This window comes from Kitasatospora sp. NBC_00374, assembly GCF_041434935.1.
Classification (GTDB): Bacteria; Actinomycetota; Actinomycetes; order Streptomycetales; family Streptomycetaceae; genus Kitasatospora.
The window spans coordinates 2,445,224-2,468,866 of the sequence record NZ_CP107964.1 but is presented as its reverse complement, the minus strand read 5'-3'; the positions used below and the strand labels follow the sequence as shown (position 1 = coordinate 2,468,866).

The following is a 23,643-nucleotide window of genomic DNA, read 5'->3' as shown; positions in this document are numbered from 1 at the left end:
GCCCTTTCCTGGTCGCACCGCCGCCGGGAGTGAAAGGATGCCGCGGGTGGAGAACGCGGGTTCGACCGGCGGAGGGGATCCGGCATGAACGGCCAACAGGCGGCGGGCACCGGCACGACCGCACGGCGCATGGTGCTCGGCTCCCGACTGCGCAGGCTCCGCGAGGCCAGCGGCGTCACCCGCGAAGAGGCCGGCTACTCGATCCGCGCCTCCGAATCGAAGATCAGCCGGATGGAACTCGGCCGGGTCGGCTTCAAGACCCGCGACGTCGCCGACCTGCTCACCCTCTACGGCGTCCACGAGGAGGCCGGCCGCGCAGCCGTCCTCGACCTGCTCCAGGAGGCCAACGCGCCCGCCTGGTGGCAGGGCTACGGCGACGTCGTACCCGGCTGGTTCCAGGCCTACCTCGGACTGGAGGAGGCCGCCGCCGCCATCACCGCCTACGAGCTCCAGTTCGTCCCCGGCCTGCTGCAGACCGAGGAGTACGCCCGCGCCGTCGTCCGGCTCGGCAACCCCGCCGCCCCCGACACCGAGATCGACCGCCGGGTCACCGTCCGGCTGCGCCGCCAGCGGCTGCTCACCTCCCGGCCCGCACCCGAACTCGTGATCATCGTCGACGAGGCCGCCCTGCGCCGGCCCTGCGGCGGCCCCGAGGTGATGCGGCGCCAGCTGCTGCGACTGGTCGAGCTGGCCGCCCTCCCGCAGCTGACCCTCCAGGTGATGCCGCTCGGCGGCGGCGGACTGGCCGCCGAGAGCGGCTCCTTCACCATCCTCAGCTTCCCCGAGCGCGACCTGCCCGACCTGGTCTACCTGGAACAGTTCACCGGCGCCCTCTACCTGGACCGGCCCGCCGAGGTCGCCGAGTACGCCGCCGCCGTGCGGCGGCTGCGCGCCGAGGGGCTCTCGCCCGAGCGGACCCTGGCCCTTCTGCACTCCATCCTCCAAGAGAACTGACACATCAGTACGATGATGTCTCGTCAGGTGGACACCGGGCGCGCCATGCCCCAGTGAAAGGGATCAGATGTCCTACATCGAGGAACTGTCGCTGCAGTACATCGACGGCCAGTGGCGAGCCGGCAGCGGCTCCTGGGACATCGTCGACCTCAACCCCTACACCGGTGAGAAGCTCGCCGCCATCACGGTCGCCACCGTCGACGAGCTCGACCAGGCCTACCGCGCGGCCGAGCGGGCCCAGAAGGAGTGGGGCAAGCTCAACCCGTACACCAGGCGACTGGTCTTCGAACGCGCACTGCGGCTCCTGGAGGAGCGCGAGCAGGAGATCACCCAGACGATCATCGCCGAACTCGGCGGCACCCGGCTCAAGGCCGGCTTCGAACTCTCGCTCTGCAAGGACATGCTGCGCGAGGCCATGCAGCTCTCGCTGCGCGCCGAGGGCAGGATCCTGCCCTCGCCGGTGGACGGCAAGGAGAACCGCGTCTACCGGCTGCCGGTCGGCGTGGTCGGCGTGATCAGCCCGTTCAACTTCCCGCTCTTCCTCTCCCTCAAGGCCGTCGCCCCGGCGCTCGCCCTCGGCAACGGCGTGGTGCTCAAGCCGCACCAGGACGCCCCGATCACCGGCGGCACCCTGATCGCCAAGCTCTTCGAGGACGCCGGCCTGCCCGCCGGCCTGCTCAACGTGGTGCTCACCGACATCGCCGAGATCGGCGACGCCTTCCTGGAGCACCCGGTGCCCAAGGTCATCGCCTTCACCGGCTCGGACAAGGTCGGCCGGCACGTCGCCCAGGTCGCCGCCGGCCACTTCAAGCGCACCGTGCTCGAACTCGGCGGCAACAGCGCCCTGATCGTGCTCGACGACGCCGACCTCGACTACGCCGTGGACGCCGCCGTCTTCAGCCGCTTCGCCCACCAGGGCCAGGTCTGCATGGCCGCCAACCGCGTCCTGGTCGACCGCAGCGTGGCCGAGGAGTTCACCGAGCGGTTCGTCCGCAAGATCGCCACCCTCAAGGTCGGCGACCCGCTCGACCCGGCCACCCAGATCGGCCCGCTGATCAACTCCGCCCAGGCCGACTCGGTCACCGCCCAGGTCGACCAGGCCGTCGCCGAGGGCGCCACCGTCCTGCTGCGCGGCGCCACCGTCGGCACCCTGATGGACCCGGTGGTGCTCACCGACATCCCCGCCGACGCGCCGATCCTGCACCACGAACTGTTCGGCCCGGTCGTCGTCGTGCTCCCCTTCGACGGCGAGGACGAGGCCGTCCGAATCGCCAACGACACCCCGTTCGGCCTCAGCGGCGCCGTCCACACCGGCAGCGTCGAGCGCGGCGTCAGGCTCGCGCAGCGGATCGAGACCGGCATGATCCACATCAACGACGGCACCATCCACGACGAGCCGATCGTCCCCTTCGGCGGCGAGAAGAGCTCCGGCCTCGGCCGCCTCAACGGCGACGCCACCGTGGAGGCGTTCACCACCCTCAAGTGGATATCCATCCAGCACGAGCGCAGCCGCTTCCCGTTCTAGGCCCTCCGGGGCGGCCCCACCCCGGACCGGGGAAGGGCCGCCCCACAGCCGCCCCTCACCCCGCACCGCCGTCCGGACCACCGGCCGCCAGCAACGACTCCGCCACCGCCGTCCGCAGATACAGCACCGAACGCCCCGTCCGGTGCCGCGCCACCAGACCCGCCCCCCGCAGCGCCGTCAGATGGTGCGACACGTTCGGCGCCGACAGCCCCGTACGCTCCGCCAGCTCCGTGGTCGAGGCCGGCGCGCCCAACTCCGCCAACAGCAGCGCCCGGGCCCGCCCCAGCACCCCCGCCAGACCGTCCGGCACCGGCACCGACCGCTCCCAGAGCGTCGCCACCCCGCGCGGCGGATACACCAGACCCGGCTGCCACGGCGGATTCGACTGCGAGTACACCCCCGGCCAGGCGAACACCGACGGCACCAGCACCAGCCCGCGCTCCCCGTCCAGCACCCGGTCCGCCGCGAACCAGCGATGCTCCACCCGCAACGTGCCCGCCCCCCACGACACCCGCGGATGCAGATCCTCGAACAGCGCCGCCGGCCCGCCCACCGACATCTGCCGCGCCCGGCGCAGCACCTCGCCCTCCACCAACCGCACGATCCGCGGCCAGTACGGCTCCACCGCCACCGCCCAGTACGCCCGCACCTCCCCGGCCAGCCGCGCCAGGCCCGCCACCGGATCCGCCCGCAACCACGCCACCAACGGCGGCAACGGCCCCTCGAACCGGTCCAGATCCACCCGGACCTGCTCCGGCTCCGTCGCCACCAGCCGCGCCAACTCCTCCTCCAGCGACGGCGCCCAGACCTGCGGCACCGGGGTCAGGAAGTCCGGCGTGTACACCGTCGGCACCGGCACCAGCTGACCCAGCAGCTCGAACCCCACCTCCGCCAGCCGCCCCCGCACCTGCCGCACCCACGGCAGATGCACCGCGTGCTCGCCCGGCTCCTTCAGCACCTGCACGCTGTTGGCCACCTCCCACAGCGGCGAACACGCGAACCGGGTCAGCGCCACGTCCTGCGCCGAGAACGCCAGCGTCAGCATCCACCCCTCCGAGGATTCCACCCACACGAAATCACTGGGCGCCCCCGACCGGCCGCCGGAGGATCGCCGCATGACCAGCACGATCATGCCGCCACCCCGCACCCGCCCGCTCACCACCCGCGGGCGGGGACTCCTCGGCGCCCACCTCATCGACAGCCTCGGCAGCGGACTCCTGCTCGCCTTCACCGTCGTCTACTTCGCCCGCACCACCACCCTCGGCCTGCCCGCCATCGGCGCCGCCATCAGCCTCGCCCGCCTCCTCGCCCTCCCCACCGCCCTCCTCACCGGCCCCCTCATCGACCGCTACGGCGCCCGCCGCGTCGCCGCCACCGCCAACCTGCTCTCCGCCGTCGCCCACACCGCCTTCCTCGCCGCCCACCAGACCTGGCAGATCGTCACCGTCGTCTTCCTCGCCCAGATCGGCACCGCCGCCTACTGGACCGCCAGCACCGGCCTGGTCGTCCTCGCCTCCCACCCCGAGGACCGCCCCCGCTGGTTCGCCCTCGTCGGCGCCCTGCGCAACGGCGGCCTCGCCCTGGGCGGCGCCCTCGGTGCCCTGCTGCTCGCCCTCGGCGGCACCGACGGACTGCGCGCCACCGTCCTCGGCAACGCCGCCAGCTTCGCCCTCGCCGCCCTCCTGCTCGCCACCTGGCGCCCCCTCAACGCCCCCGCCCCCGCCCCCGACGACGACCTCGGCAGCTACCGCACCGTCCTGCGCGACCGCCGCTACCTGCTGCTCGTCGCCGTCAACCTCAGCTTCGTCTTCGCCTCGCTCGTCCTCAGCCTGCTGCTCGCCCTCTACCTCACCGAAGGCCTGCACCAGCAGGCCTGGCTGGCCGGCTCCCTGCTGGTCCTCAACAGCGCGCAGATCGTCCTCACCCAGACCGCGGTCGCCCGCCGCCTGGCGCCCTTCCGCCCCACCCGGGTGATCGCCGCCGGATCACTCCTCAACGTCCTCGCCTTCGCCCTCTTCGCCCTGCTCTCCGCCGCCCCCGGCTGGGCTGCGGTGGCCGGCGCACACCTCGCGATGCTGGTCTACAACCTCGCCGAGAGCGTCGCCTCCCCGTACTCCGAGGAACTCAGCGTCCGCCTCGCCGACCCCCGGCTGCGCGGCCGCTACCTCGCCGTCTACCAACTCTCCTGGACGGTGGGCCAGACCGCCGCCCCCTGGCTGCTCACCCTGCTGCTCGCCCGCGGCCCCGCCTGGCCCTGGGTCCTGCTCGGCGGTCTCAGCCTCGCGGCCGTCCCCGCTCTGCTGCTGATCGAACGCCTCGGGGAGCCCGCCGCGGACCCCGGCACACCGGGCACGGGCTGACCGGGCCGCCCGGCAGTCCGGGTGGAGTGCCGGCCCACCTCCACCTCCCCGCCGCCCGGATCGGCACCAGCAGCACGGCGCCCACCCGTGTACGGCCCGCGAACGGGAACGGCGGGGGCGGACCGGCTGCCCGGTCCGCCCCCGCCGCCCATGGCCGGATGACGCGTACGGCTAGAACAGCGGGACACCCGCGCGCACCAGGCGCCACGTCCCGCCGCTGATCTCCGCCGGGTCGATCACACCCTTCGCCTTCACCCAGGCGATCATGGTGTTGCGGATCTCGTCCGAGTCCGACCAGACCTTGGTGGCCGCCGCGACGTGCGGGAAGTTGCCGCCGCCGTTGGCCCGGTAGTTGTTGACCGCCAGCACGAACTGCGCCGCCGGGTCGACCGGGCTGCCCTCGTACGACAGACCGGTGATCCGGGAACCGACCGGCCGGGTGAGATCGATGTCGTACGAGACGCCGTACACCGAGTCGTAGTTGTAGTCCGGGGTGTTCTGCTGGTTGGTCAGGGTGTCCGGGTCGATCGGGTCGCCGGGCGCCCGCTGGGCGAAGTACTTGGCGGAGTACTCCAGGTAGTCCTTGATCTGGGCGCCGGTCAGCAGCCGGGCCTCCAGGGTGTTCTCGTAGATGTACAGCCCGGCGGCGTCCCGCAGCTTCACCTGGCCGGCGGGGATCAGCGCCGTCCGGTTGAACGGCGCGGCCTGCGCCAGCACCGGCAGGCCCGCGTACGAGGTCGAGGCGAGCGCCGTGCGGACGGCGTCCGCCTGCACCCGGCCGATCAGGTCGATGATCGGGACGTCCCTGAACCGGGCCTCGGCGATGGAGAGTTCGGTTTTGCTGGTGCCGATCACCTGGTTGACGTAGGCGACCACCTTCCGGTGCTGGGCGCCGATCAGCTGCACGATCGCCGGGTCTTCCGGCACGGTGTTGGAGTTGAGCACCCGCGAGCTGACCGAGCTGACCGTCCACGCGCCGCGGTGGTACTCGACCTCGAAGTCGAAGCAGGTCAGCCGCTCGCCCCAGCACAGCGGCTCGGAGAGCACCACGGTCTTCCCGGTGGTCCTGTTGACCACCAGCCGCTGCGGGATCTCCTTGTGCGCGTGGCCGACCAGCACCGCGTCCACGCCCGGCACGGTCTCGGCCAGCTGCACCGAGGCGTTCTCCGGCCAGGGCAGCTGGTCGCCGTAGGAGGAGACCTCGTCCATGCCCGAGTGCGAGGCCACCACCACGACGTCCGCGCCCGCCGCCCGCAGCCGCGGCACGTACTTCTTCGCCATCTCCATGATGCCGGGGAAGACCAGCTGCCCGGCGACGTTGGCCTTGTCCCAGATCGCGATGCCCGGGTTGGTCAGGCCGAGGATGCCGACCCGCAGCGACCGCCCGTGGCCCAGGTGCAGCTCCTTGATCACGTACGGCGGGAAGGCGGGCCGCTCGCTCTTCGCGTCCTGCGCGTTGGCGCCCAGCAGCGGGAAGTCGAGCTGCTTCTCGTACGCGCGCAGCACCGGGATGCCGTAGTTGAACTCGTGGTTGCCGAGCGCGGCCGCGTCGTAGCCGATCGCGTTCATTGCGGCGGCCATCGGGTGCTTCGGCCCGCGCTTGCCGGTGATCGGCTCGACCCGCGCGAAGTAGTACGAGAGCTGGGTGCCCTGGATGGTGTCGCCGGCGTCGATCAGCAGGGTGCGGTGACAGCCCTTCTCCTCCCGGACCTGCTTCACCAGGGTGGAGATCTTCGCCAGGCCGACGTCGTTCCTCGCCTTGTCGTCGTACTCGGAGTCGGTGAAGTACTCCCAGTTGAGCACGTGGCCGTGCAGGTCGGTGGTGCCCATCACGGTGAAGGACTCCTTGACCGGCGCCCTGCGCGCCGCCTCGTCCGCGCCCTGGGCGGCCGCCGGGGTGGCGGCGGCGACGGGGACGGCGCCGACCAGTGCGGCGCCGGCCGCCGTCGCGGCGGAGCGGGTCACGAAGTCTCGGCGGTTCAGCGGCATGGACGACTCCCACGGGGGCGGACGGACCGTCAGCAAGGCTGACGGGGGCATGTTGTGACGCGCGTAGAAGTCTGCCCGGCGAAGCGCCCGGGGGCCAGACCCCCGACGTTTCGGGCAGGTGAGTTCTTGGCGACCCCGGCGTGACACCACGGCCCCGGCCACGGCCCCGCCCGCGGCCCGGGTATCGGTCCGGGTGCCGGTCCGGCCGTACGCCCGTGCGTCAATCGGCCCGCCGATGTCTCACCCGAAGCACGGCCCGCACGCCGCCGGAGCGGGCGTCTGCGCAGCTCGCGGCAGTCTGTCCATCGGCGGTAACTCCAGCTCACCGCACGCCAGGTCACGATGTGTCAGTTTGTTAATCAAAACTTTCTGCAACCGCCACCGGTCGGGCGGTCGGAACTTCGTTGTTACGCACCGGTAATGCCTACGCTCTAGAGGTATGCGCCGAGCAAAAATCGTCTGTACCCTCGGGCCGGCCGCCGACTCGTACGACCAGATCAAAGCCCTGGTCGACGCCGGAATGGACGTCGCCCGATTCAACCTCAGCCACGGTTCCCAACTGGAGCACGAGGAACGCTACCGCCGGGTCCGCAAGGCCTCCGACGAGGCCGGCCGCAGCGTCGGCATCCTCGTCGATCTCCAGGGCCCGAAGATCCGGCTCGACACCTTCGCCGACGGGCCTGTACTTCTTGAACGCGGCGACGAGTTCACCATCACCGTCGAGGACGTCCCGGGCGACCGCGACATCTGCGGCACCACCTACAAGGGCCTCGCCGCCGACGTCTCCCGCGGCGAGCGCATCCTGATCGACGACGGCCGGGTCTGCCTCGAAGTCACCCACGTCGAGGGCCCGCGGGTGCACTGCATCGTCATCGAGGGCGGCCTGATCTCCGACCACAAGGGTCTCAACCTCCCCGGCGTCGCCGTCTCGGTGCCCGCGCTCAGCGACAAGGACGTCGCCGACCTGCGCTGGGCCCTGCGGACCGGCGCCGACCTGATCGCCCTCTCCTTCGTGCGCAGCGCCAAGGACATCGACGAGGTGCACCGGATCATGGCCGAGGAGGGCCGGACCCTCCCCTGCATCGCCAAGATCGAGAAGCCGCAGGCCGTCGAGAACCTCGAATCCATCGTCGACGCCTTCGACGGCATCATGGTCGCCCGCGGCGACCTCGGCGTCGAACTCCCGCTGGAACAGGTGCCGATCGTCCAGAAGCGCGCCGTCAAGCTGGCCAAGCGCAACGCCAAACCGGTCATCGTCGCCACCCAGATGCTCGACTCGATGATCAACGCCTCCCGGCCCACCCGCGCCGAGGCCTCCGACGTCGCCAACGCCGTCCTGGACGGCACCGACGCCGTGATGCTCTCCGGCGAGACCTCCGTCGGCAAGTACCCGGTCGAGACCGTCAAGACCATGAGCCGCATCATCGAGGCGGCCGAGGCCGACATCCTCGCCGCCGGCCTCCCCCCGCTGACCGAGCGCAACAAGCCCCGCACCCAGGGCGGCGCCGTCGCCAGGGCCGCCGCCGAGATCGGCGACTTCCTGGAGGCCAAGTACCTCATCGCCTTCACCCAGAGCGGCGACACCGCCCGCCGGCTCACCCGCTACCGCTCGCCCATCCCGGTGCTCGCCTTCACCTACGAACCCGCCGTCCGCAGCCAACTCGCCCTCACCTGGGGCGTGGAGACCTTCCTCGGCCCGTTCGTCCCCACCACCGACGAGATGGTCGCCCAGGTCGACGCCCAACTGCTGAGCCTCGGCCGCTGCCAGAAGGGCGACATCGTCATCATCACCGCCGGTTCGCCGCCCGGCCTGGCCGGCTCCACCAACCTCGTCCGCGTCCACCACGTCGGCGAACTCCACAACTGAACCGCACCAACACCGCTGAGACGCCGCCCCTTTGGGAGGGGGCGGCGTTTCACGTTTCCGCACCGATCACGGCCACCGCGCACCGGTACCGTCCCCATCCCGTCACAGCCCGCCCCGCACCCCGGCCACCCGGGTACGTTCCCCTCGACCGGCCCGGCAGCAGGGCCGCCCACAAGGGGACCAACCCGCCATGAGCAGCAGCAGACCGCGCAGATCCACCACCCTCGCCCTCGCCGCAGCCCTCATCACCGCAGGCCTCGCCACCGCCTGCGGGCCCGACGACGGCGCCGGCCCCGCAGCGGCCCCGGCCGTCACCACCCCGGGCGCCGCCGCCACCACCACCGGCACGCCCGCGGCCGCGAAGACCGGCACCGTCACCATCGGCAGGACCGCGTACTGGGGCGGCCTGCGCTTCGACATCAAGAGCGCCACCCGCACCCCCGACCCCGACGGCGAACGCTTCAAGATCACCCTCGACACCACCGTCACCAACACCTTCAGGACCGCCGCCGTCCGCGACTGGCCCGACATCGCCATCGACCTCAGCGGCACCCCCCTCACCGGCGACCACGGCACCGCCGTCCCGCCCACCCCCGGCGCCACCAACCCGCTGCAGATCACCTTCACCGGCACCGGCCCCTTCGGCTTCGACGGCGCCTCCCTCGTCCTCGGCGACTCCGGCCAGGCCCAGGCCGTCGTCCCCCTCGGCTCGGGCGGCCGACCCGCCGTCACCCTCGCCCCCATCGACCTCAAGCTCCCCGCCAAACCTGCCCTCACCTCCGGACGGCTCACCCTCACCCTCAAGTCCGCCCAGCTCCGCGCCGACGTCGGCGGCGGCAACGGCAGCGGCGCCCTCACCCTCGGCCAGCGCGGCCTGCTCCTCGTCTTCGACCTGAGCGGCCAGGTCGGACCCGCCGGCATGGCCGTCGACGGCGGCAGCCTGCGCCTCAAACTCCCCAACGGCCAGGAGGTCGGCCCCACCGTCGCCCCCATCGAGGCCATCTACCCCGACCGCCCCACCCGACAGGACCAGGTCGCCTGGTTCGTCTTCCCCGGCGCCACCGACGGCGACTACACCCTCACCGTCACCGACCCCGACCAGAACACCGCCGCCCCCGCCACCGCCGCCCTCCCCGCCACCGCCGTCAGGGCCAGCGGCCCCGTCGACTGACCCGGCCCCCGCCCACCGACCGACGGCGCAGCCCTCCGGGGGGAGGGCTGCGCCGTCACCACTTCGCGCCGACGTGCTCGTCCAGCAACGCCACGGACGCCCGCCGGGCGACGGAGACGTTGACCTGTCCCCGGGGGCGGGGCAGGGAGGCCTTCCACTCGACGCCCAGGGCATCGAGGGTGTCGGTGAAGATCCGCCTGATGTCGCCCGAGGTGTTGGTGAAGAAGTACCGCGGGTACCCGTGGCGGCGCGTCACGCCGTTGACGGTCCGGGTGGCCCAGTTGGTGATCCGGCAGCCGTCGGAGTGGATCAGCCCCCGGACGAGGCCCCAGGGGTGAGCGTCGACCAACTGCTGTTGCCAGGGTTCGAGGGCGATGGCCCGCTCGTGCTTCTTTCCGGGGCCGTGTTGGGGGAAGTAGCAGGGAAGGTGCTTCGAGTAGACCTTCACGTCGTGGCAGCCGGTTCGCCGCACCCGGCACGGTGTGTTGTTCGGCAGTACCTGGCGCATAGCCTGTTCGGCGGCGTCCTGGAGGCCGGGCCAGCTGTCGTCGCACGTGATCGCGAGATTGGGCGCGCGGTGCTGTCTGGGTTGGATGATGTGCCCGTCACCCAGGTACAGGCCGAGCAGATAGGTGTAGGCGGCGCCGTCCAGCGGATCGCCGTAGCAGTGCGGGCAGGTGGAGCGCTTCCGCCCCGGCAGTGCGTTCCGCTCGGCCAGGTCCCGGTGCTTCCACCAGCCGATGGTGCCGACCGGGACTCCGAGCCGACGGGCGACCTCCGCGTTGCGGCACCCCTTGCGCAGAAGCGCGAGGGCTTCCTCGCGATTCGAGTGTTCGACCATACGGATCAGGGTCGAACAGGGCTTGGGCCGGTAAAGGCGGACGGTGGGAGAATCACTCATGGTGATGAGAAATGGCTATTTGCCTGCAGTATTGGATCCGAAGGCAAAATCGTGTGCCGGGTGCGGGATTCGAACCCGCAAGCCCTCTCAGGCAGATGTGTTTGAGACATCCGTGTATGCCATTCCACCAACCCGGCGAGGTTGAGCGTCAGAAGGATACCCTGTGCGCGCAGCCGTGCGCAGCTAGGTAGGCTCGTGCATGCAGCACCCCGCCGGAACGAGGAGCCCCGTGAGCACCGCCGACGAGCAGCCCCAGCCGCTTGAGCCCGACCTGCCCCAGATCACCCGAATTGTCATCGCCGAGGACGAGGCGCTGATCCGCCTCGACCTCAAGGAGATGCTGGAGGAGGAGGGCTACACCGTCGTCGGTGAGGCGGGGGACGGCGCGACCGCGGTGAGGCTGGTCGAGGAGCTCAAGCCCGACCTGGCGATCCTGGACGTGAAGATGCCCGTCCTGGACGGCCTCTCGGCGGCCGAGCAGATCCACGAGGCCCACCTCGCCCCCGTCCTCATGCTGACCGCCTTCTCCCAGCGCGAGCTGGTCGACCGCGCCCGGGACGCCGGGGCGATGGCGTACATCGTGAAGCCGTTCAGCAAGAGCGACCTGGTGCCGGCGATCGAGATGGCGGTCTCCCGGTACACGGAGATGCGGACGCTGGAGGAGGAGATCGCGGATCTCACCCAGCGGCTGGAGACCCGCAAGCTGGTGGACCGCGCGAAGAGCGTGCTGCAGACCAAGTTCGGGCTGACCGAGCCGGCCGCGTTCCGCTGGATCCAGAAGACCTCGATGGACCGCCGGATGACCATGGCCGCCGTCGCGCAGGCCGTGATCGAGGAGGGCGACGCGCAGGACCGGAAGAAGGCCGAGTCCGAGGCCTGACCACGCGTCACCGACGTGTTCGCTCCGCCCCGCCGGGTGTCACCCGGCGGGGCGCGCTGCTGTCCGGGGCCGGTCGCGTCTGCCGGTGGGATCTCCGGTGAGACCTCGGGCCGGGGCCGGGGCGTTCTGTACGGGTGACGGCAGGACGGCAGTAGTCACCGCCGTGGTCACGGCCGTGGCCACGGCGGAAGTCACGGGGGATCAGATGCACGAGGGGCTCGACTTCGACGCGTTCGCGACCAGCAGGTCGCGAAGGCTCTTCCAGGTCGCGTACTTGATGTGCGGGGACTGGCACCAGGCACAGGACCTGGTGCAGATCACCCTGTCGAAGCTGTATCCGGTCTGGGGCCGGCTGCAGCGCGGTTCCTCGGACGCGGGGCTGGACGCGTACGCGCGCAAGGTGCTGCTGCGGAGCTATCTGTCGCACCGGCGGCTGAAGCGGTCCGGCGAGGTGGCGGTGGCCGAGTTCCCCGAGACGGCGGCCGCCGTCGGGGTGGCGCCGGAGCTGCGGATGACGCTGCTGGACGCGCTGCGGCGGCTGCCGCCGCGCAACCGGGCGGTGGTGGTGCTGCGGTACCTGGAGGACTACAGCATCGAGTCGGTGGCCGAGATGCTCGGCACCAGCATCGGTGCGGTGAAGAGCCTGAACACCCGGTCGCTGGCCCGGCTTCGGGAGCTGCTGGGTGAGGACCGCGAGCTGCTGTTCCGGAACTGACCGGCCTGCCCGGCGCGCGCGACCGGACCGCCGGACCCGACCGGTGCCGTCCGCCGTGTGCGCACTTCCGTGACCCGAGGGACGAGGGATCTCGCGATGGACCTTGAACAGAGACTGAACGGCATGCTGGAGCAGACCGTGGACGGCCTGCAGCCGCCGGTGCCGGCGATGGTGGGGGAGGGCACCCGGCTCGGCCGCCGGCGGCGGCTGCGGCGGCGCTTGCAGCTGGCCGGTGCGGTGGTGGCGGTGGCCGCGCTGGCGGGTGCGGGGACGCTGGCGGGGCTGGACCGGCGTGCCGGTGGCCCGGGGCCGGAGGCGGCCGCGCCGGTCCCGGTCTCCGTCTCCCCGTCCGCGGTGGCCTCCCCGGCGCCCGCGACGGGTGCCGAGCCGACGACGGACCTGTCCTGGCAGGCGATGCTCAAGATCCTCTCCGACGAGCTGCCGCCCGGGGCGAGGTTCGGGAACCTGGACGCCTACTACATGAAGGCGTCCTCCCCGGGGGCCCACGAGCTCACGCTGGAGTACGACGACGGCCACGGCCCGGTGACGCTCGGTGTCACGCTGCGCCCGGCCGTGCGGGCGGACCAGCATCCGCTGACCTGTGCGACCTGGGGCGGCGGTTCGGACGAGGGCCCGCGGCCGGCCGGGGCGGAGCCGGTGAGCTGCGCCCAGCGGGTGCTGGCGGACGGCAGCTCGATCTTCAGTTACGTCACGGGTGCCGACTTCGCGGGCCTGTACGACGAGGGGGTGCAGATCACCCGTCCGGACGGTTGGGTCCTGCAGATCGTCGCGGCGAACGGGACGCTGAACGCCTGGTCCGCCGCCGAGCACATCACGGTGACCAGGCCGCGCCCCCCGGTCGGGATCGCGGGCTGGGAGCGGGTGGCGCAGAGCCCCGGGTGGCAGACCAAGGTGCCGCAGTCGACGGCCGACGCGGGGGTGCTGCTGGCGCGGGGGGTCTCGCGGCTGGAGTGCCCGGTCGCCGACAAGGCCCAGTGCGAGATCTGACGCGCCGTCCGGGGACGGCGAAGGGCCCCCGCCGGACGGTTGTCCGGCGGGGGCCCTTCGCGCGTGCGGGTGCTGCTCAGTCCTCGCCGAGGTACGCCTTGCGCACCGACTCGTCGTGGAGCAGGTCGGCGCCGGTGCCGGTGAGCACGACGCGGCCGGTCTCCATGACGTAGCCCTGGTCGGAGAGGGACAGGGCAGCCTGGGCGTTCTGCTCGACGAGCAGGATGGTGGTGCCGGCGGCCTTGAGCTCGACGATGGTCGCCATGATCTTCTGCATCATCAGCGGGGACAGGCCCATGGAGGGCTCGTCCAGCATGAGGAGCTTCGGACGGGACATCAGGGCGCGTCCCATGGCGAGCATCTGCTGCTCGCCGCCGGACAGGGTGCCGGCGGCCTGCTTGCGGCGCTCGCCGAGGATCGGGAAGAGCGTGTAGGCGCGCTCGACGTCCTCGGTGATGCCGGCGGCGTCCTTGCGGAGGAAGGCGCCGAGGAGGAGGTTCTCCTCGATGCTCATCCGGGGGAAGATGTGCCGCCCCTCGGGGGAGTGGGCCAGCCCGAGCGAGACGATCTTGTGGGCGGGGACCGCGGTGAGCGGCTTGCCCTCGAAGGTGATCTTGCCGGAGGTGGGGCGGAGCAGCCCGGAGAGGGTGCGCAAGGTGGTGGTCTTGCCGGCGCCGTTGGTGCCGATCAGGGTGGTGACCTCGCCCTGGTTGACGGTGAAGCTGATGCCCTTGACGGCTTCGATCTTGCCGTACGAGACGCGGAGGTCCTCGACCTCAAGGAGCGCGGTCACTGGTCTGCCTCCGTGCTGGTGTCCGTGCTTGCGGCCGAGGTCTCGGTGGCCCCTTCGAGCGGCGCACCGAGGTAGGCGGTGATGACGCGCTCGTCGCCCTGGACGGTCTCGCGGTCACCCTCGACGATCTTCTGGCCCTGGACGAGGACGGCGGTGCGGTCGCACAGGTTGAAGATGAACCGCATGTCGTGCTCGATGACCAGGATCGCGATGCCCTTGTCGCGGATCGCGAAGACCAGCTCCTCGGCGGCGCGGGTCTCCTGCGGGTTCATGCCGGCGGTGGGCTCGTCGAGGAGCAGCAGGCCGGGGTCGCTGGCCAGGGCCCGGGCGATCTCCAGCTTGCGCTGCTCGCCGTAGGGGAGGTTGCGGGCCAGGTGCTCGGCCTTGTGGGCGAGGCCGCAGAACTCCAGGAGTTCCATGGCCTTCTCGCGGCTCTCGGCCTCGGCGCGGCGGTAGCCGGGGCCGCGCAGGATGGCGGAGAAGAGGCCTTCCTTGGTCCGGGTGTGCCGGCCGACGAGGACGTTCTCCAGGACGGTCATGTTGGCGAACAGCCGGATGTTCTGGAAGGTGCGGGCGATGCCGGCCTGGGTGACGAGGTGGGGCTTGGGCGGCAGGACGGTGCCCTTGTACCGGACGGTGCCCTCGGTGGGGACGTACAGGCCGGTGAGGCAGTTGAAGAAGGTGGTCTTGCCGGCGCCGTTGGGGCCGATCAGGCCGACGATCTCGCCGCTGTTGACGGTGAGGCTGACGTCGTTGACGGCGGTGAGGCCGCCGAAGCGCATGATGACGCCGGTGGCTTCGAGGATCGGGGTGGGGTCCGCGTTGTCGGCGGGGCGCGGGGCGGGGACGGTGCTGGTGGTCATGGTGCGGGTCACGCCCCTGCCTTGGTGAGTGCGGGCTCGCCGGCCGTTGCGGGGGGCGGCGAGTCGGCGGCGTCCTCGTGGAACTCGAGCTGGGCGCGGCGGTTGGCGATGAGGCCTTCCGGGCGGACGCGCATGAGCAGGACGAGGGCGATGCCGAAGACGAGCAGCTGGTAGTTCTTGAGGAAGACCAGCTTCTCCGGGATCAGGTAGAGCAGGGTGGCGCCGACCAGGGGTCCGCTGATGGTGCCCATGCCGCCGAGGACGACGGCCGCGACCAGGAAGGCGCTGTTGGGCGGTACCGGTCCGGCGAACTGGTAGGGGTCGGGGACCACGCTGTAGCTGACGTGGGCCATGACGGTGCCGGCGAGGCCGGCGAGGGCGGCGCCGAGGGCGAAGGCGAGCAGCTTGAGCTTGAAGCCGTTGATGCCCATGGCCTGGGCGGCGGTCTCGTCCTCGCGGATGGCGACCCAGGCGCGGCCGATCCGGGAGTCGTTGGCCCGGCTGAAGATGATCACGACGAATGCGGTGACCAGGAGCATCAGCAGGAAGTAGTTGGCGAACCGGCCGAGGGTGAAGGACCCGAAGGTGTGCTCCGCGCCGAAGTCGAATCCGAGGATGTCGAGGTCGGGGATGTTGCGGATGCCGTTGGGGCCGTTGGTGACCTTGGGGCCGGAGATGCCGTCGAGGCTGTTGACGGCGATGCGGAAGATCTCACCGAAGCCGAGGGTGACGATGGCGAGGTAGTCGCCGCGCAGCCGCAGGGTCGGTGCGCCGATGACGACGCCGAACACCAGGGCGGCGCCCATGCCGGTGAGGGCGGCGGCCCAGAACGGGAAGTGCAGGCCGACCGGGGAGGAGCTGGAGCCGGAGACCAGGGCGGCGGCGTAGGCGCCGACACCGAGGAAGGCGACGTAGCCGAGGTCGAGCAGACCGGCGAGGCCGACGACGACGTTGAGGCCGAGGGCGACGGTGGCGAAGATCAGGATGTTCACGCCGACGGTGGCGAAGTGGTCGTCGGTCTGGGTGAACGGGAACGCGGCGGCCGCGGCGAACGCGGCGGCGGTGGTGGTGCCGCGGTGCCGGGCGGTGATCGCGGTGAGCTGACCGAGCAGGCCGCCGCGCATCAGGGCCCAGGTGCCGAGGGCGGTGAGGATCAGGAAGCCGATGAACAGCTCGCCGTACTCGGTGGTGATGCCGTAGGTGAACACGGTGAGGCCGACGGCGGCCGCGCCGATGATGATCAGTACCTCGACCCAGCGGTTCTGCGGCGGTGCGGGCCGCAGGTCCGGGCGGGGGCCGATCAGGCGGCCGAGGGAGCCGAGCAGGTGGCGGGCGGTGACCAGGGGGTTCCTGGTCTCCGGCGCCGGGGTGTCGCTGCTCTGCTGCGGCAGGCCGAGGGCGCCGATCAGCGGGATCAGCGAGGCCAGCGCGGCGATGGCGCCGCCGGGTTCGAGGTTGGCGATGCCGCCGAGCTCGACGCTGATGGCGAGCACGGTGAACCAGGTGGTGGCGAAGCCGGCGACGGCGAGGATCAGCGCGGCGGCCTCGGGGCCGGCGGGGCTGAGCCAGCGGGTGCCCTTGACCCCGTACAGCGGGAGGGCGAACGCGGCGGTGAGCAGGCCCGCGACCAGGGTGAGGATCTGCAGGCCGCCGGGGTAGCCGTCGACGGTGAGGTCACCGGGGAACTCGGTGGTGTAGGTCCAGTGGATCAGGGTGCTGGCCGCGGTGGCCAGACCGCCGGCGGCGATCAGGGCCTTGGCTGCGACCGGGGGCATCGGGATGGCACGGCGCGTGATGGTGCTCATGGTGTGGGTCTCCCGCTTCCTCAGGCTCGGTCCGCGACGCGTTCCCCGAGCAGACCCTGTGGTCTGACGAGGAGGACGACGATGAGCAGGACGAAGGCCCAGACGTTGGCCCAGGAGCCGCCGCCGAGCTGCTGCATGCCGGGGACTTCCTGGATGTACGCGGTGGCCATGGCCTCCGCGACGCCGAGCACGAGGCCGCCGAGCATGGCGCCGTAGATGTTGCCGATGCCGCCGAGGACGGCCGCGGTGAAGGCCTTGAGGCCGGCGAGGAAGCCCATCGCGGGGGAGACCTGGCCGTAGCGCAGGCCCCAGCCGATGGAGGCGACGGCGGCGAAGGCGGCACCGAGGGCGAACGCGATCACGATGATGCGGTCGGTGTTGATGCCCATGAGCTTGGCGGTGTCGGGGTCCTGCGCGGTGGCCTGCATGCCGCGGCCGGTGCGGGTCTTGCCGACGAAGGCGGCGAGCGCGCCCATGCAGAGCGGGGCGGCGATGAAGAGGTAGAAGTCGGCGGGCTGCAGCGTGATCGGCCCGAAGACGTAGGGGCCGCCCGGGAGCTGCGGGAAGCTGCGGCCGGACTTGGCGCCGGGGTAGAACTGCTCGACGACCTGCTGGAGGGCGATCGACAGACCGATCGCGGTGATCAGCGGTGCGAGCTTGGGAGCCCCGCGCAGCGGCCGGTAGGCGAAGCGCTCGGCGGCGACGGCGATCAGGACGGCGACGATGACGCCGCCGACCAGCATCAGGGGCAGGGCCAGCCACAGACTGGTGCCGGACGGGAGGATGAGGTAGGTGGTGAGGGCGCCGAACCCACCTGTCATGAAGATCTCGCCGTGGGCGAAGTTGATGAGCTGGACAATGCCGTAGACCATTGTGTAGCCGATCGCGATCAGCCCGTAAAGGGCGCCGAGAATCAGGCCGTTGGCCAGCTGCTGCGGCAGTTCGTGCACCGCTGGGCCTCCGAGGGGGTTCGGTGGGTGGGGTTCGCTGTGGGGGTCGGCTCGAACCGTGGCGTACAGAGGATGTACAGCGGGGGGCGCTGGTTCGCAGCGCCCCCCGCCTGGTGGTTCGTTGTGTGGTGCCGGTACTTGGTGGTGCGGTTCTGCGGTGCCGTGCTGTTACCGCGGGGGGGGGTCCGGGTCCGGGTCAGCCGGAGTAGGTGCCGGACTTGGCGACCGTCCAGGTGCCGCCCTTGACGACGTAGACGGTGAGCTGCTTGTTGACGGCGTCGCCGTACTCGTCGAAGGCGACCTTGCCGGTCACGCCGTCGAAGCTGACCTTGCTGAGGGCCTCGACGACCTTGCCGCGGGCACCGTCGGGCAGCTTGCCGCCGTTGGCGGCGGCGACGGCCTTGACGCCCTGGACGATGGACCAGGCGGCGTCGTAGGAGTAGCCGCCGTAGGCGGCGTACGGGTCGGCGTACTTCGCGGCCGCGTAGTCGGCGACGAACTTCTTGGCCGAGTCGAGGGTCTCGACCGGGGCGCCGACCGAGGTGGCGAGGTCACCCTCGGCGTTCTTGTTGGCCTTGTTGATGTACTCGGGGTCGTACATGCCGTCGCCGCCCATGACCGGGACGGTGACGCCGGCCTTCTTCAGCTGGTCGCTGAGCGGGCCGGACTGCGGGTACTCGCCGCCGTAGTAGATGATGTCGGCGCCGGCGGCCTTGGCCTTGGTGACGACGGCGGAGAAGTCCAGGTTGTTCTCGTCGATGTGGTCGCTGCCCGCGACGGCACCGCCGAGCTTGGTGAACTCCTTCTGGAAGGCGGCGACCAGGCCGACGCCGTAGGTCTTCTTGTCGTCGATCAGGTACGCCTTCTTCTTGCTCAGGTCGTTGTAGGCGTACTGAGCGGCGAAGGGGCCCTGGATGGCGTCGGTGGTGGCGGTCCGGAAGTAGCTCTTGAACTGACGCTTCTTCTCGGTCTCGAACTTCTCGCCCTGGGTGAGCGCGGGGTTGGTGTTCGCCGGGGAGACCTCGGCCAGGTTGGCGGTCTCGAAGATCTGCTGCATCGACTGGGCGACACCGGAGTTGAGCGGGCCGACGACGCCGAGCACGGTCTTGTCGGCGACCAGGGCGGTGGCGTTGGACTGGCCTTCCTGCGGCGACTTCTTGTCGTCGAGGGCCTTGACCTTGAACGTGACGCCGGGAACTTCCTTGGTGTCGTTCGCGATCTTCGCGGCGAGCTCCGCGGAGTGCTGGATGCCGAGGCCGAGGGGCGCGAGCGGGCCGGTGAGCGGCGCGTCGACACCGATGGTCACGACGGTGCTGCCGCTGGCGTCGTCGCCGGCCTTCTTCTCACCACGCGAGCCGCACGCGGAGAGGGTGAGAGCTCCGGTGACGGCAATGCTCACGACAAGCAGTGAACTCTTACGCACGAGGGTCCCCTTCTGGATCAGGAAGGCGCGGCGCCAGAGATGGCGGCGGCCGGGTCGCGCGCTGGGCCTGGGGCCCAATCGGTTGGCGCGGTGACTGGCCGTGACTCTAGAACGGGTTTGGCGCCTCCGGCAGAGGTCCGGACATGCTGTGATTCTCTTGTTATGAGTACCCCCGGCAAAAATCTCACATGCTGAGCCGTTCGCCGTTTAGAGCCTCCGAATAGCGCTCCTCGTCTCGTCCTGTGGAAGGCTGTCGGGCTGGATTCCCTGCTCATCCAAGGAATGTCCGGTTATCGGACGCCGGTGTCCGGGGAGGGTGGAACGGGCACCCGTGTTCGGATATCGGAATCCGGGCAGGCGATATGGAGGTTTCGCGAGAGATCTCCCGCGTAGGCGTCGCCGAGGATCTGGCTCAGGGTCTGGATTGCACGCGTGTTACGCAGCGTTACATCCAGGAAGGGCATCCCCGCATCCGGTGGCGCCTGGGCGCAGTCGGTCACCCGGTAGGCCACCTCCACCACGACGGGGACCCCCGGATCCAGCCGGCGCGGCAGGGCGCCCACGGGCGCCGCCTGAAGGCCCCGGTAGCTCTGCCGGAGGCCGACCAGCTCGACCGGCCCGGGCCCGTCGCTGCGGACGGCCATCCGCAGCACGAAGCCGTCGCCGCCGGCGACCGCGGCCGAGCCGGTCCCGGCGTAGCGGAAGTGGGTGATCTGGGCCGGGTACGGGGGCGGGGAGTTGGCCGCCTGCTCGGGGCGGCTGCCGGCGTGCCGGGTGGCCGGCAGGGTGGCCGCGGCCAGCAGCAGTACTGCCGCGGCGTACTTCTGACGCCGGGTCAGGCCGGCGGGGCGCAGACGGCGGCCGGGCGGGCGGGGCCCGGCCGGCCGGGTCGCGGTGGTGCCCTCGGCGGCCTCCACCGGACCGAGGAAGCCGTGGCCGGCGGGCGGCCCCCCGCCGCGCTCGTGCCCTGTGCCGGACATGCCACCGCCCCCTCGTCTGGCCATGGCCTGCCCCGGCAGGGCGGGGATCAAACCGGCGTTCGAACGAGGGGGTGGGGCAGGGGTGTTGGCCTGCGGCTACAGATCCCGCAGCATGCAGGTCAGCCGGCAGCTGGTGATCCGGCGGCCGGTGTCGTCGGTGATCGCGATCTCGTAGGTGGCGGCCGTGCGCCCCTTGAAGACCGCGCTCGCCACCCCGGTCACCAGCCCGGAGGTGGCCGACCGGTGGTGGGTGGCGTTCAGGTCCACCCCGACCGCGTACCGGCCCGGCCCGGCGTGCAGCATCGCCCCGATCGAGCCGAGCGTCTCGGCCAGCGCCGCCGAGGCGCCGCCGTGCAGCAGTCCGTACGGCTGCTGGTTGCCGTCCACCGGCATGGTGCCCACCACCCGGTCCGGCGAGGCCTCCACGACCTTGAGGCCGAGCTTGTCGCCGAGGTGGCCGCCGGAGAAGGTCTCGGGGCTGACGCCGAGCTTGGCGAAGTGGTCGAGCACGTCCTGGGGCACGTTGAGTACGGGGGCCTCGTCGGTCATGGCGCTCCTGCCGCTGTGTGAGGGATCGCATGGTGGTGCTGCCTGCGATCGTACGACCGGCGCGACCGGGCCCCCGGGGCGCGGTGGTCTGCGTCCTTACGTCCGTTGTCGGCGGCGGGCCATAGGATCTGTTGCTGGCAGTGGAACCGGCAGGACGGACGTGGACGTGGCTACGCAGAGTGCAGGCAAGGGCGCGGGCGAGGGTGCGGGTGGCCGGCCCCGGCTGATGCTGCTCGACGGGCATTCGATGGCCTACCGGGCGTTCTACGCCCTGCCCGTGGAGAACTTCAACACCACCACCGGCCAGCCGACCAACGCCGTGTACGGCTTCGCCTCGATGCTGGCCAACACCGTGCGGGACGAGCGGCCCACCCACCTCGCGGTGGCCTTCGACGTCTCGCGGCAGACGTTCCGCTCGGCCGAGTTCCCCGACTACAAGGCCAACCGCGCCAAGACGCCGGACGAGTTCCGCAGCCAGATCGGCCTGATCCACGAGCTGCTCGACGCGATGAGCATCCGGCGGCTGTCCGTCGACGGCTTCGAGGCCGACGACGTGATCGCCACCCTGGTCACCGCCGCCGAGGCCGAGGGCTTCGAGGTCCTGATCGTCACCGGCGACCGCGACTCGCTGCAGCTGGTCACCGAGCACACCACCGTGCTCTACCCGACCAAGGGCGTCTCCGAGCTCACCCGCTACACCCCGGACAAGGTCGCCGAGAAGTACGGCGTGACCCCCGCCCAGTACCCCGGCCTCGCCGCCCTTCGCGGCGACCCGTCGGACAACCTGCCCGGCATCCCCGGCGTCGGCGAGAAGACCGCCGCGAAGTGGGTCAACCAGTTCGGCTCCTTCGAGCAGCTGGTCGAGCGGGCCGACGAGGTCAAGGGCAAGGTCGGCGAGAAGCTCCGCGAGCACCTCGACTCCGTCAGGCGCAACCGCCTCCTCACCGAGCTGGTCCGGGACGTCGAGCTGCCGCTCGGCGTCGCCGACCTCGGCCGCGAGCCCTTCGACAAGGAGGCCGTCGGCCGGCTCATGGAGAGCCTGGAGTTCCGCAACCCCAACTTCCGCGACCGCGTCCAGGGCATCGACCCGGCCGGCGCCGAACCCGAGACCGCCGCCGAGGCCTCCCCGGGCCTCGCCGTCGACGGCGAGCTGCTCACCGAGCCCGGCGCCCTGGCCGGCTGGCTCGACCAGCACGGCAAGGGCCTGGTCGCGCTCGCCTCCGTCTACCGGTGGGCGCTCGGCTCCGGCGAGGTCCAGGAGATCGCGCTCGCCGCCGGCGACACCGCGGCCTGGTTCGACCCGGCGCAGCTCGCCGAGGCCGACGACCGGGCGTTCACCGACTGGCTGGCCGACGCCTCCCGCCCGAAGGCCCTGCACATCGCCAAGCACGTGATGCGCGCCTTCGCCGAGCAGGGCTGGCAGATCGCCGGCGTCGCCGCCGACACCGCGCTCGCCGCGTACCTGGAGAAGCCCGGCCGGCGCACCTTCACCCTGGACGTGCTGGCCGAGGAGTACCTGGCCCGGTCGCTGGCCCCCGCGGCCGCCGCCGAGACCGGGCAGCTCTCCTTCGACGCGGAGGAGGAGGACGGCACCGCCGCCGCCCAGGCCCTGATGGTGCAGGCCCGGGCGATCCTCGACCTGGCCGCCCTGTTCGAGACCCGGCTGGCCGAGGTCGGCGCGGTCGAGCTGTTCCACGACATGGAGCTGCCGATCGCGGCCCTGCTGGCCCGGATGGAGCGCTACGGCATCGCCGCCGACCGGGAGTGGCTGACCGGCCTGGAGACGCAGTTCTCCGCCGAGATCCAGCGCTGCGTCGAGGAGGCGCACGCCGCCGCCGGTCACCCCTTCAACCTCGGCTCGCCCAAGCAGCTCCAGGAGATCCTGTTCGGCGAGCTGGCGCTGCCCAAGACCAAGAAGATCAAGACCGGCTACACCACCGACGCCGACGCGCTGACCTGGCTGGCCGGCCAGACCACCAACGAGCTGCCGGTCATCCTGCTGCGCCACCGGGACCAGGCCAAGCTGCGCACCACCGTCGAGGGCCTGCTCAAGACGGTCTCGCCGCAGGGCCGGATCCACACCACCTTCAACCAGATGGTCGCCGCCACCGGCCGGCTGTCCTCCCAGGACCCGAACCTGCAGAACATCCCGGTCCGCACCGAGGAGGGCCGGGCGATCCGCCGCGCCTTCGTGGTCGGCGAGGGGTACGAGGCGCTGCTGACCGCCGACTACTCCCAGATCGAGCTGCGGATCATGGCGCACCTGTCCGAGGACGCGGCGCTGATCGAGGCCTTCGAGAGCGGTGAGGACCTGCACACCACGGTCGCCTCGCAGGTCTTCGAGGTCGCACCGGAAGCGGTCGACGCCGAGATGCGCCGCAAGATCAAGGCGATGTCCTACGGCCTGGCCTACGGCCTGTCCGCGTACGGGCTCTCGCAGCAGCTCGGCATCAAGCCGGCCGAGGCGCAGGGCCTGATGGACACCTACTTCCTGCGCTTCGGCGGGGTGCGCGAGTACCTGCAGCGGGTGGTCGAGGAGGCCCGCGCGGTGGGCTACACCGAGACCCTGCTGGGCCGCCGCCGCTACCTGCCCGACCTCACCAGCGACAACCGCCAGCGCCGCGAGATGGCCGAGCGGATGGCGCTGAACGCCCCGATCCAGGGGTCGGCGGCCGACATCGTCAAGATCGCCATGCTGCGGGTCGACGAGGAGCTCACCAAGGCCTCGCTGGCCTCCCGGATGCTGCTCCAGGTGCACGACGAAATCGTGCTGGAGCTGGCGCCCGGCGAGCGTGAGCAGGTCGAGGCCCTGGTGCGCGCGCAGATGGCCGGGGCGTACCCGCTGCGGGCCCCGCTGGACGTCTCGGTGGGTGTCGGCGCGAACTGGGAGGCGGCGGCGCACTGACCCGG

Annotated in this window: 19 protein-coding genes and 1 tRNA gene; 9 read left to right on the top strand and 11 right to left on the bottom strand. The window is 71.4% G+C overall.

What is annotated here, in order from left to right:
* The first annotated feature begins 84 nt into the window (after nt 1-84).
* Together OG871_RS11000 and OG871_RS10995 are read left to right on the top strand one after the other, a co-directional pair.
* Nucleotides 85-954 carry a helix-turn-helix domain-containing protein gene (locus OG871_RS11000; protein WP_371496385.1) on the top strand — a complete coding sequence of 290 codons (870 nt, stop codon included), beginning with the start codon at nt 85-87 and terminating at the stop codon, nt 952-954.
* 67 nt (nt 955-1,021) lie between these two features.
* A complete protein-coding gene (locus tag OG871_RS10995; protein ID WP_371496383.1) occupies nt 1,022-2,479 on the top strand; it encodes an aldehyde dehydrogenase family protein in 1,458 nt (485 codons plus the stop codon).
* Nucleotides 2,480-2,534: 55 nt separating this feature from the next.
* On the opposite strand, the gene OG871_RS10990 is transcribed toward OG871_RS10995, so the two are convergent.
* Nucleotides 2,535-3,524 carry an ArsR family transcriptional regulator gene (locus tag OG871_RS10990; protein ID WP_371496381.1) on the bottom strand — a complete coding sequence of 330 codons (990 nt, stop codon included), beginning with the start codon at nt 3,522-3,524 and terminating at the stop codon, nt 2,535-2,537.
* A 70-nt stretch (nt 3,525-3,594) separates the two neighbouring features.
* On the opposite strand from OG871_RS10990, the gene OG871_RS10985 reads away from it, so the two are divergent.
* Complete coding sequence (locus OG871_RS10985; protein WP_371496379.1) at nt 3,595-4,839, top strand: MFS transporter; 1,245 nt, start codon at nt 3,595-3,597, stop codon at nt 4,837-4,839.
* Nucleotides 4,840-5,010: 171 nt separating this feature from the next.
* Here OG871_RS10985 and OG871_RS10980 read toward each other — a convergent pair whose 3' ends face one another.
* Nucleotides 5,011-6,828: a bifunctional UDP-sugar hydrolase/5'-nucleotidase gene (locus tag OG871_RS10980; RefSeq protein ID WP_371496378.1), complete on the bottom strand. Its 1,818-nt coding sequence runs from the start codon at nt 6,826-6,828 to the stop codon at nt 5,011-5,013.
* 439 nt (nt 6,829-7,267) lie between these two features.
* Between OG871_RS10980 and pyk the strand changes: the two genes are divergently transcribed.
* Together pyk and OG871_RS10970 are read left to right on the top strand one after the other, a co-directional pair.
* On the top strand, nt 7,268-8,695 hold the full coding sequence (gene pyk / locus OG871_RS10975; RefSeq protein WP_371496376.1) for a pyruvate kinase: 1,428 nt from the start codon (nt 7,268-7,270) through the stop codon (nt 8,693-8,695).
* Nucleotides 8,696-8,885: 190 nt separating this feature from the next.
* The gene (locus tag OG871_RS10970) at nt 8,886-9,866 is read left to right on the top strand and encodes a hypothetical protein (protein ID WP_371496374.1); all 981 of its coding nucleotides are present in this window, start codon (nt 8,886-8,888) and stop codon (nt 9,864-9,866) included.
* A 55-nt stretch (nt 9,867-9,921) separates the two neighbouring features.
* Here the strand turns inward: OG871_RS10970 and OG871_RS10965 are convergent, their stop codons facing one another.
* Both OG871_RS10965 and OG871_RS10960 read right to left on the bottom strand, forming a co-directional pair.
* Entirely contained in the window at nt 9,922-10,707 is a 786-nt protein-coding gene (locus OG871_RS10965) for a helix-turn-helix domain-containing protein (protein ID WP_371496372.1), read from the bottom strand.
* A 114-nt stretch (nt 10,708-10,821) separates the two neighbouring features.
* Nucleotides 10,822-10,904, bottom strand: a tRNA-Leu gene (locus tag OG871_RS10960).
* Nucleotides 10,905-10,996: 92 nt separating this feature from the next.
* Here OG871_RS10960 and OG871_RS10955 point away from each other — a divergent pair.
* The 3 genes from OG871_RS10955 to OG871_RS10945 all read left to right on the top strand — a co-directional run bounded on the left by OG871_RS10955 (nt 10,997) and on the right by OG871_RS10945 (nt 13,370).
* A complete protein-coding gene (locus OG871_RS10955; RefSeq protein ID WP_033820212.1) occupies nt 10,997-11,647 on the top strand; it encodes an ANTAR domain-containing response regulator in 651 nt (216 codons plus the stop codon).
* A gap of 205 nt (nt 11,648-11,852) precedes the next feature.
* A complete protein-coding gene (locus OG871_RS10950; RefSeq protein ID WP_371496370.1) occupies nt 11,853-12,362 on the top strand; it encodes a SigE family RNA polymerase sigma factor in 510 nt (169 codons plus the stop codon).
* 96 nt (nt 12,363-12,458) lie between these two features.
* Nucleotides 12,459-13,370 carry a hypothetical protein gene (locus OG871_RS10945; RefSeq protein WP_371496368.1) on the top strand — a complete coding sequence of 304 codons (912 nt, stop codon included), beginning with the start codon at nt 12,459-12,461 and terminating at the stop codon, nt 13,368-13,370.
* Nucleotides 13,371-13,446: 76 nt separating this feature from the next.
* Here the strand turns inward: OG871_RS10945 and OG871_RS10940 are convergent, their stop codons facing one another.
* The 7 genes from OG871_RS10940 to OG871_RS10910 all read right to left on the bottom strand — a co-directional run bounded on the left by OG871_RS10940 (nt 13,447) and on the right by OG871_RS10910 (nt 20,733).
* On the bottom strand, nt 13,447-14,163 hold the full coding sequence (locus OG871_RS10940) for an ABC transporter ATP-binding protein (protein ID WP_371496366.1): 717 nt from the start codon (nt 14,161-14,163) through the stop codon (nt 13,447-13,449).
* A complete protein-coding gene (locus OG871_RS10935) occupies nt 14,160-15,026 on the bottom strand; it encodes an ABC transporter ATP-binding protein (protein WP_371503274.1) in 867 nt (288 codons plus the stop codon). The genes OG871_RS10940 and OG871_RS10935 overlap by 4 nt, the downstream gene beginning before the upstream one ends.
* Before the next feature lie 8 nt (nt 15,027-15,034).
* Nucleotides 15,035-16,831, bottom strand: a complete 1,797-nt coding sequence (locus OG871_RS10930) for a branched-chain amino acid ABC transporter permease (protein ID WP_371496364.1) — start codon at nt 16,829-16,831, stop codon at nt 15,035-15,037.
* 20 nt (nt 16,832-16,851) lie between these two features.
* Nucleotides 16,852-17,781, bottom strand: a complete 930-nt coding sequence (locus OG871_RS10925) for a branched-chain amino acid ABC transporter permease (protein WP_371496362.1) — start codon at nt 17,779-17,781, stop codon at nt 16,852-16,854.
* 196 nt (nt 17,782-17,977) lie between these two features.
* The gene (locus OG871_RS10920) at nt 17,978-19,204 is read right to left on the bottom strand and encodes a branched-chain amino acid ABC transporter substrate-binding protein (protein ID WP_371496360.1); all 1,227 of its coding nucleotides are present in this window, start codon (nt 19,202-19,204) and stop codon (nt 17,978-17,980) included.
* Nucleotides 19,205-19,494: 290 nt separating this feature from the next.
* Nucleotides 19,495-20,184 carry a Tat pathway signal sequence domain protein gene (locus OG871_RS10915; protein WP_371496358.1) on the bottom strand — a complete coding sequence of 230 codons (690 nt, stop codon included), beginning with the start codon at nt 20,182-20,184 and terminating at the stop codon, nt 19,495-19,497.
* Nucleotides 20,185-20,280: 96 nt separating this feature from the next.
* Nucleotides 20,281-20,733 carry a PaaI family thioesterase gene (locus tag OG871_RS10910; RefSeq protein WP_371496356.1) on the bottom strand — a complete coding sequence of 151 codons (453 nt, stop codon included), beginning with the start codon at nt 20,731-20,733 and terminating at the stop codon, nt 20,281-20,283.
* A gap of 226 nt (nt 20,734-20,959) precedes the next feature.
* Between OG871_RS10910 and polA the strand changes: the two genes are divergently transcribed.
* The gene (polA, locus tag OG871_RS10905; RefSeq protein WP_371503273.1) at nt 20,960-23,638 is read left to right on the top strand and encodes a DNA polymerase I; all 2,679 of its coding nucleotides are present in this window, start codon (nt 20,960-20,962) and stop codon (nt 23,636-23,638) included.
* The last annotated feature ends 5 nt before the right edge of the window (nt 23,639-23,643 follow it).

Coding starts and splice junctions, on each gene's coding strand:
- OG871_RS10985 (WP_371496379.1), top strand. CDS start 3,595: ATGACCAGCACGATCATGCCGCCACCCCGCACCCGCCCGCTCACCACC.
- OG871_RS10915 (WP_371496358.1), bottom strand. CDS start 20,184: ATGTCCGGCACAGGGCACGAGCGCGGCGGGGGGCCGCCCGCCGGCCAC.
- OG871_RS10965 (WP_371496372.1), bottom strand. CDS start 10,707: ATGGTCGAACACTCGAATCGCGAGGAAGCCCTCGCGCTTCTGCGCAAG.
- OG871_RS10980 (WP_371496378.1), bottom strand. CDS start 6,828: ATGCCGCTGAACCGCCGAGACTTCGTGACCCGCTCCGCCGCGACGGCG.
- OG871_RS10930 (WP_371496364.1), bottom strand. CDS start 16,831: ATGAGCACCATCACGCGCCGTGCCATCCCGATGCCCCCGGTCGCAGCC.
- OG871_RS10945 (WP_371496368.1), top strand. CDS start 12,459: ATGGACCTTGAACAGAGACTGAACGGCATGCTGGAGCAGACCGTGGAC.
- OG871_RS10995 (WP_371496383.1), top strand. CDS start 1,022: ATGTCCTACATCGAGGAACTGTCGCTGCAGTACATCGACGGCCAGTGG.
- pyk (WP_371496376.1), top strand. CDS start 7,268: ATGCGCCGAGCAAAAATCGTCTGTACCCTCGGGCCGGCCGCCGACTCG.
- OG871_RS10950 (WP_371496370.1), top strand. CDS start 11,853: ATGCACGAGGGGCTCGACTTCGACGCGTTCGCGACCAGCAGGTCGCGA.
- OG871_RS10990 (WP_371496381.1), bottom strand. CDS start 3,524: ATGCTGACGCTGGCGTTCTCGGCGCAGGACGTGGCGCTGACCCGGTTC.
- OG871_RS10970 (WP_371496374.1), top strand. CDS start 8,886: ATGAGCAGCAGCAGACCGCGCAGATCCACCACCCTCGCCCTCGCCGCA.
- OG871_RS10910 (WP_371496356.1), bottom strand. CDS start 20,733: ATGACCGACGAGGCCCCCGTACTCAACGTGCCCCAGGACGTGCTCGAC.
- polA (WP_371503273.1), top strand. CDS start 20,960: ATGCTGCTCGACGGGCATTCGATGGCCTACCGGGCGTTCTACGCCCTG.
- OG871_RS10935 (WP_371503274.1), bottom strand. CDS start 15,026: ATGACCACCAGCACCGTCCCCGCCCCGCGCCCCGCCGACAACGCGGAC.
- OG871_RS11000 (WP_371496385.1), top strand. CDS start 85: ATGAACGGCCAACAGGCGGCGGGCACCGGCACGACCGCACGGCGCATG.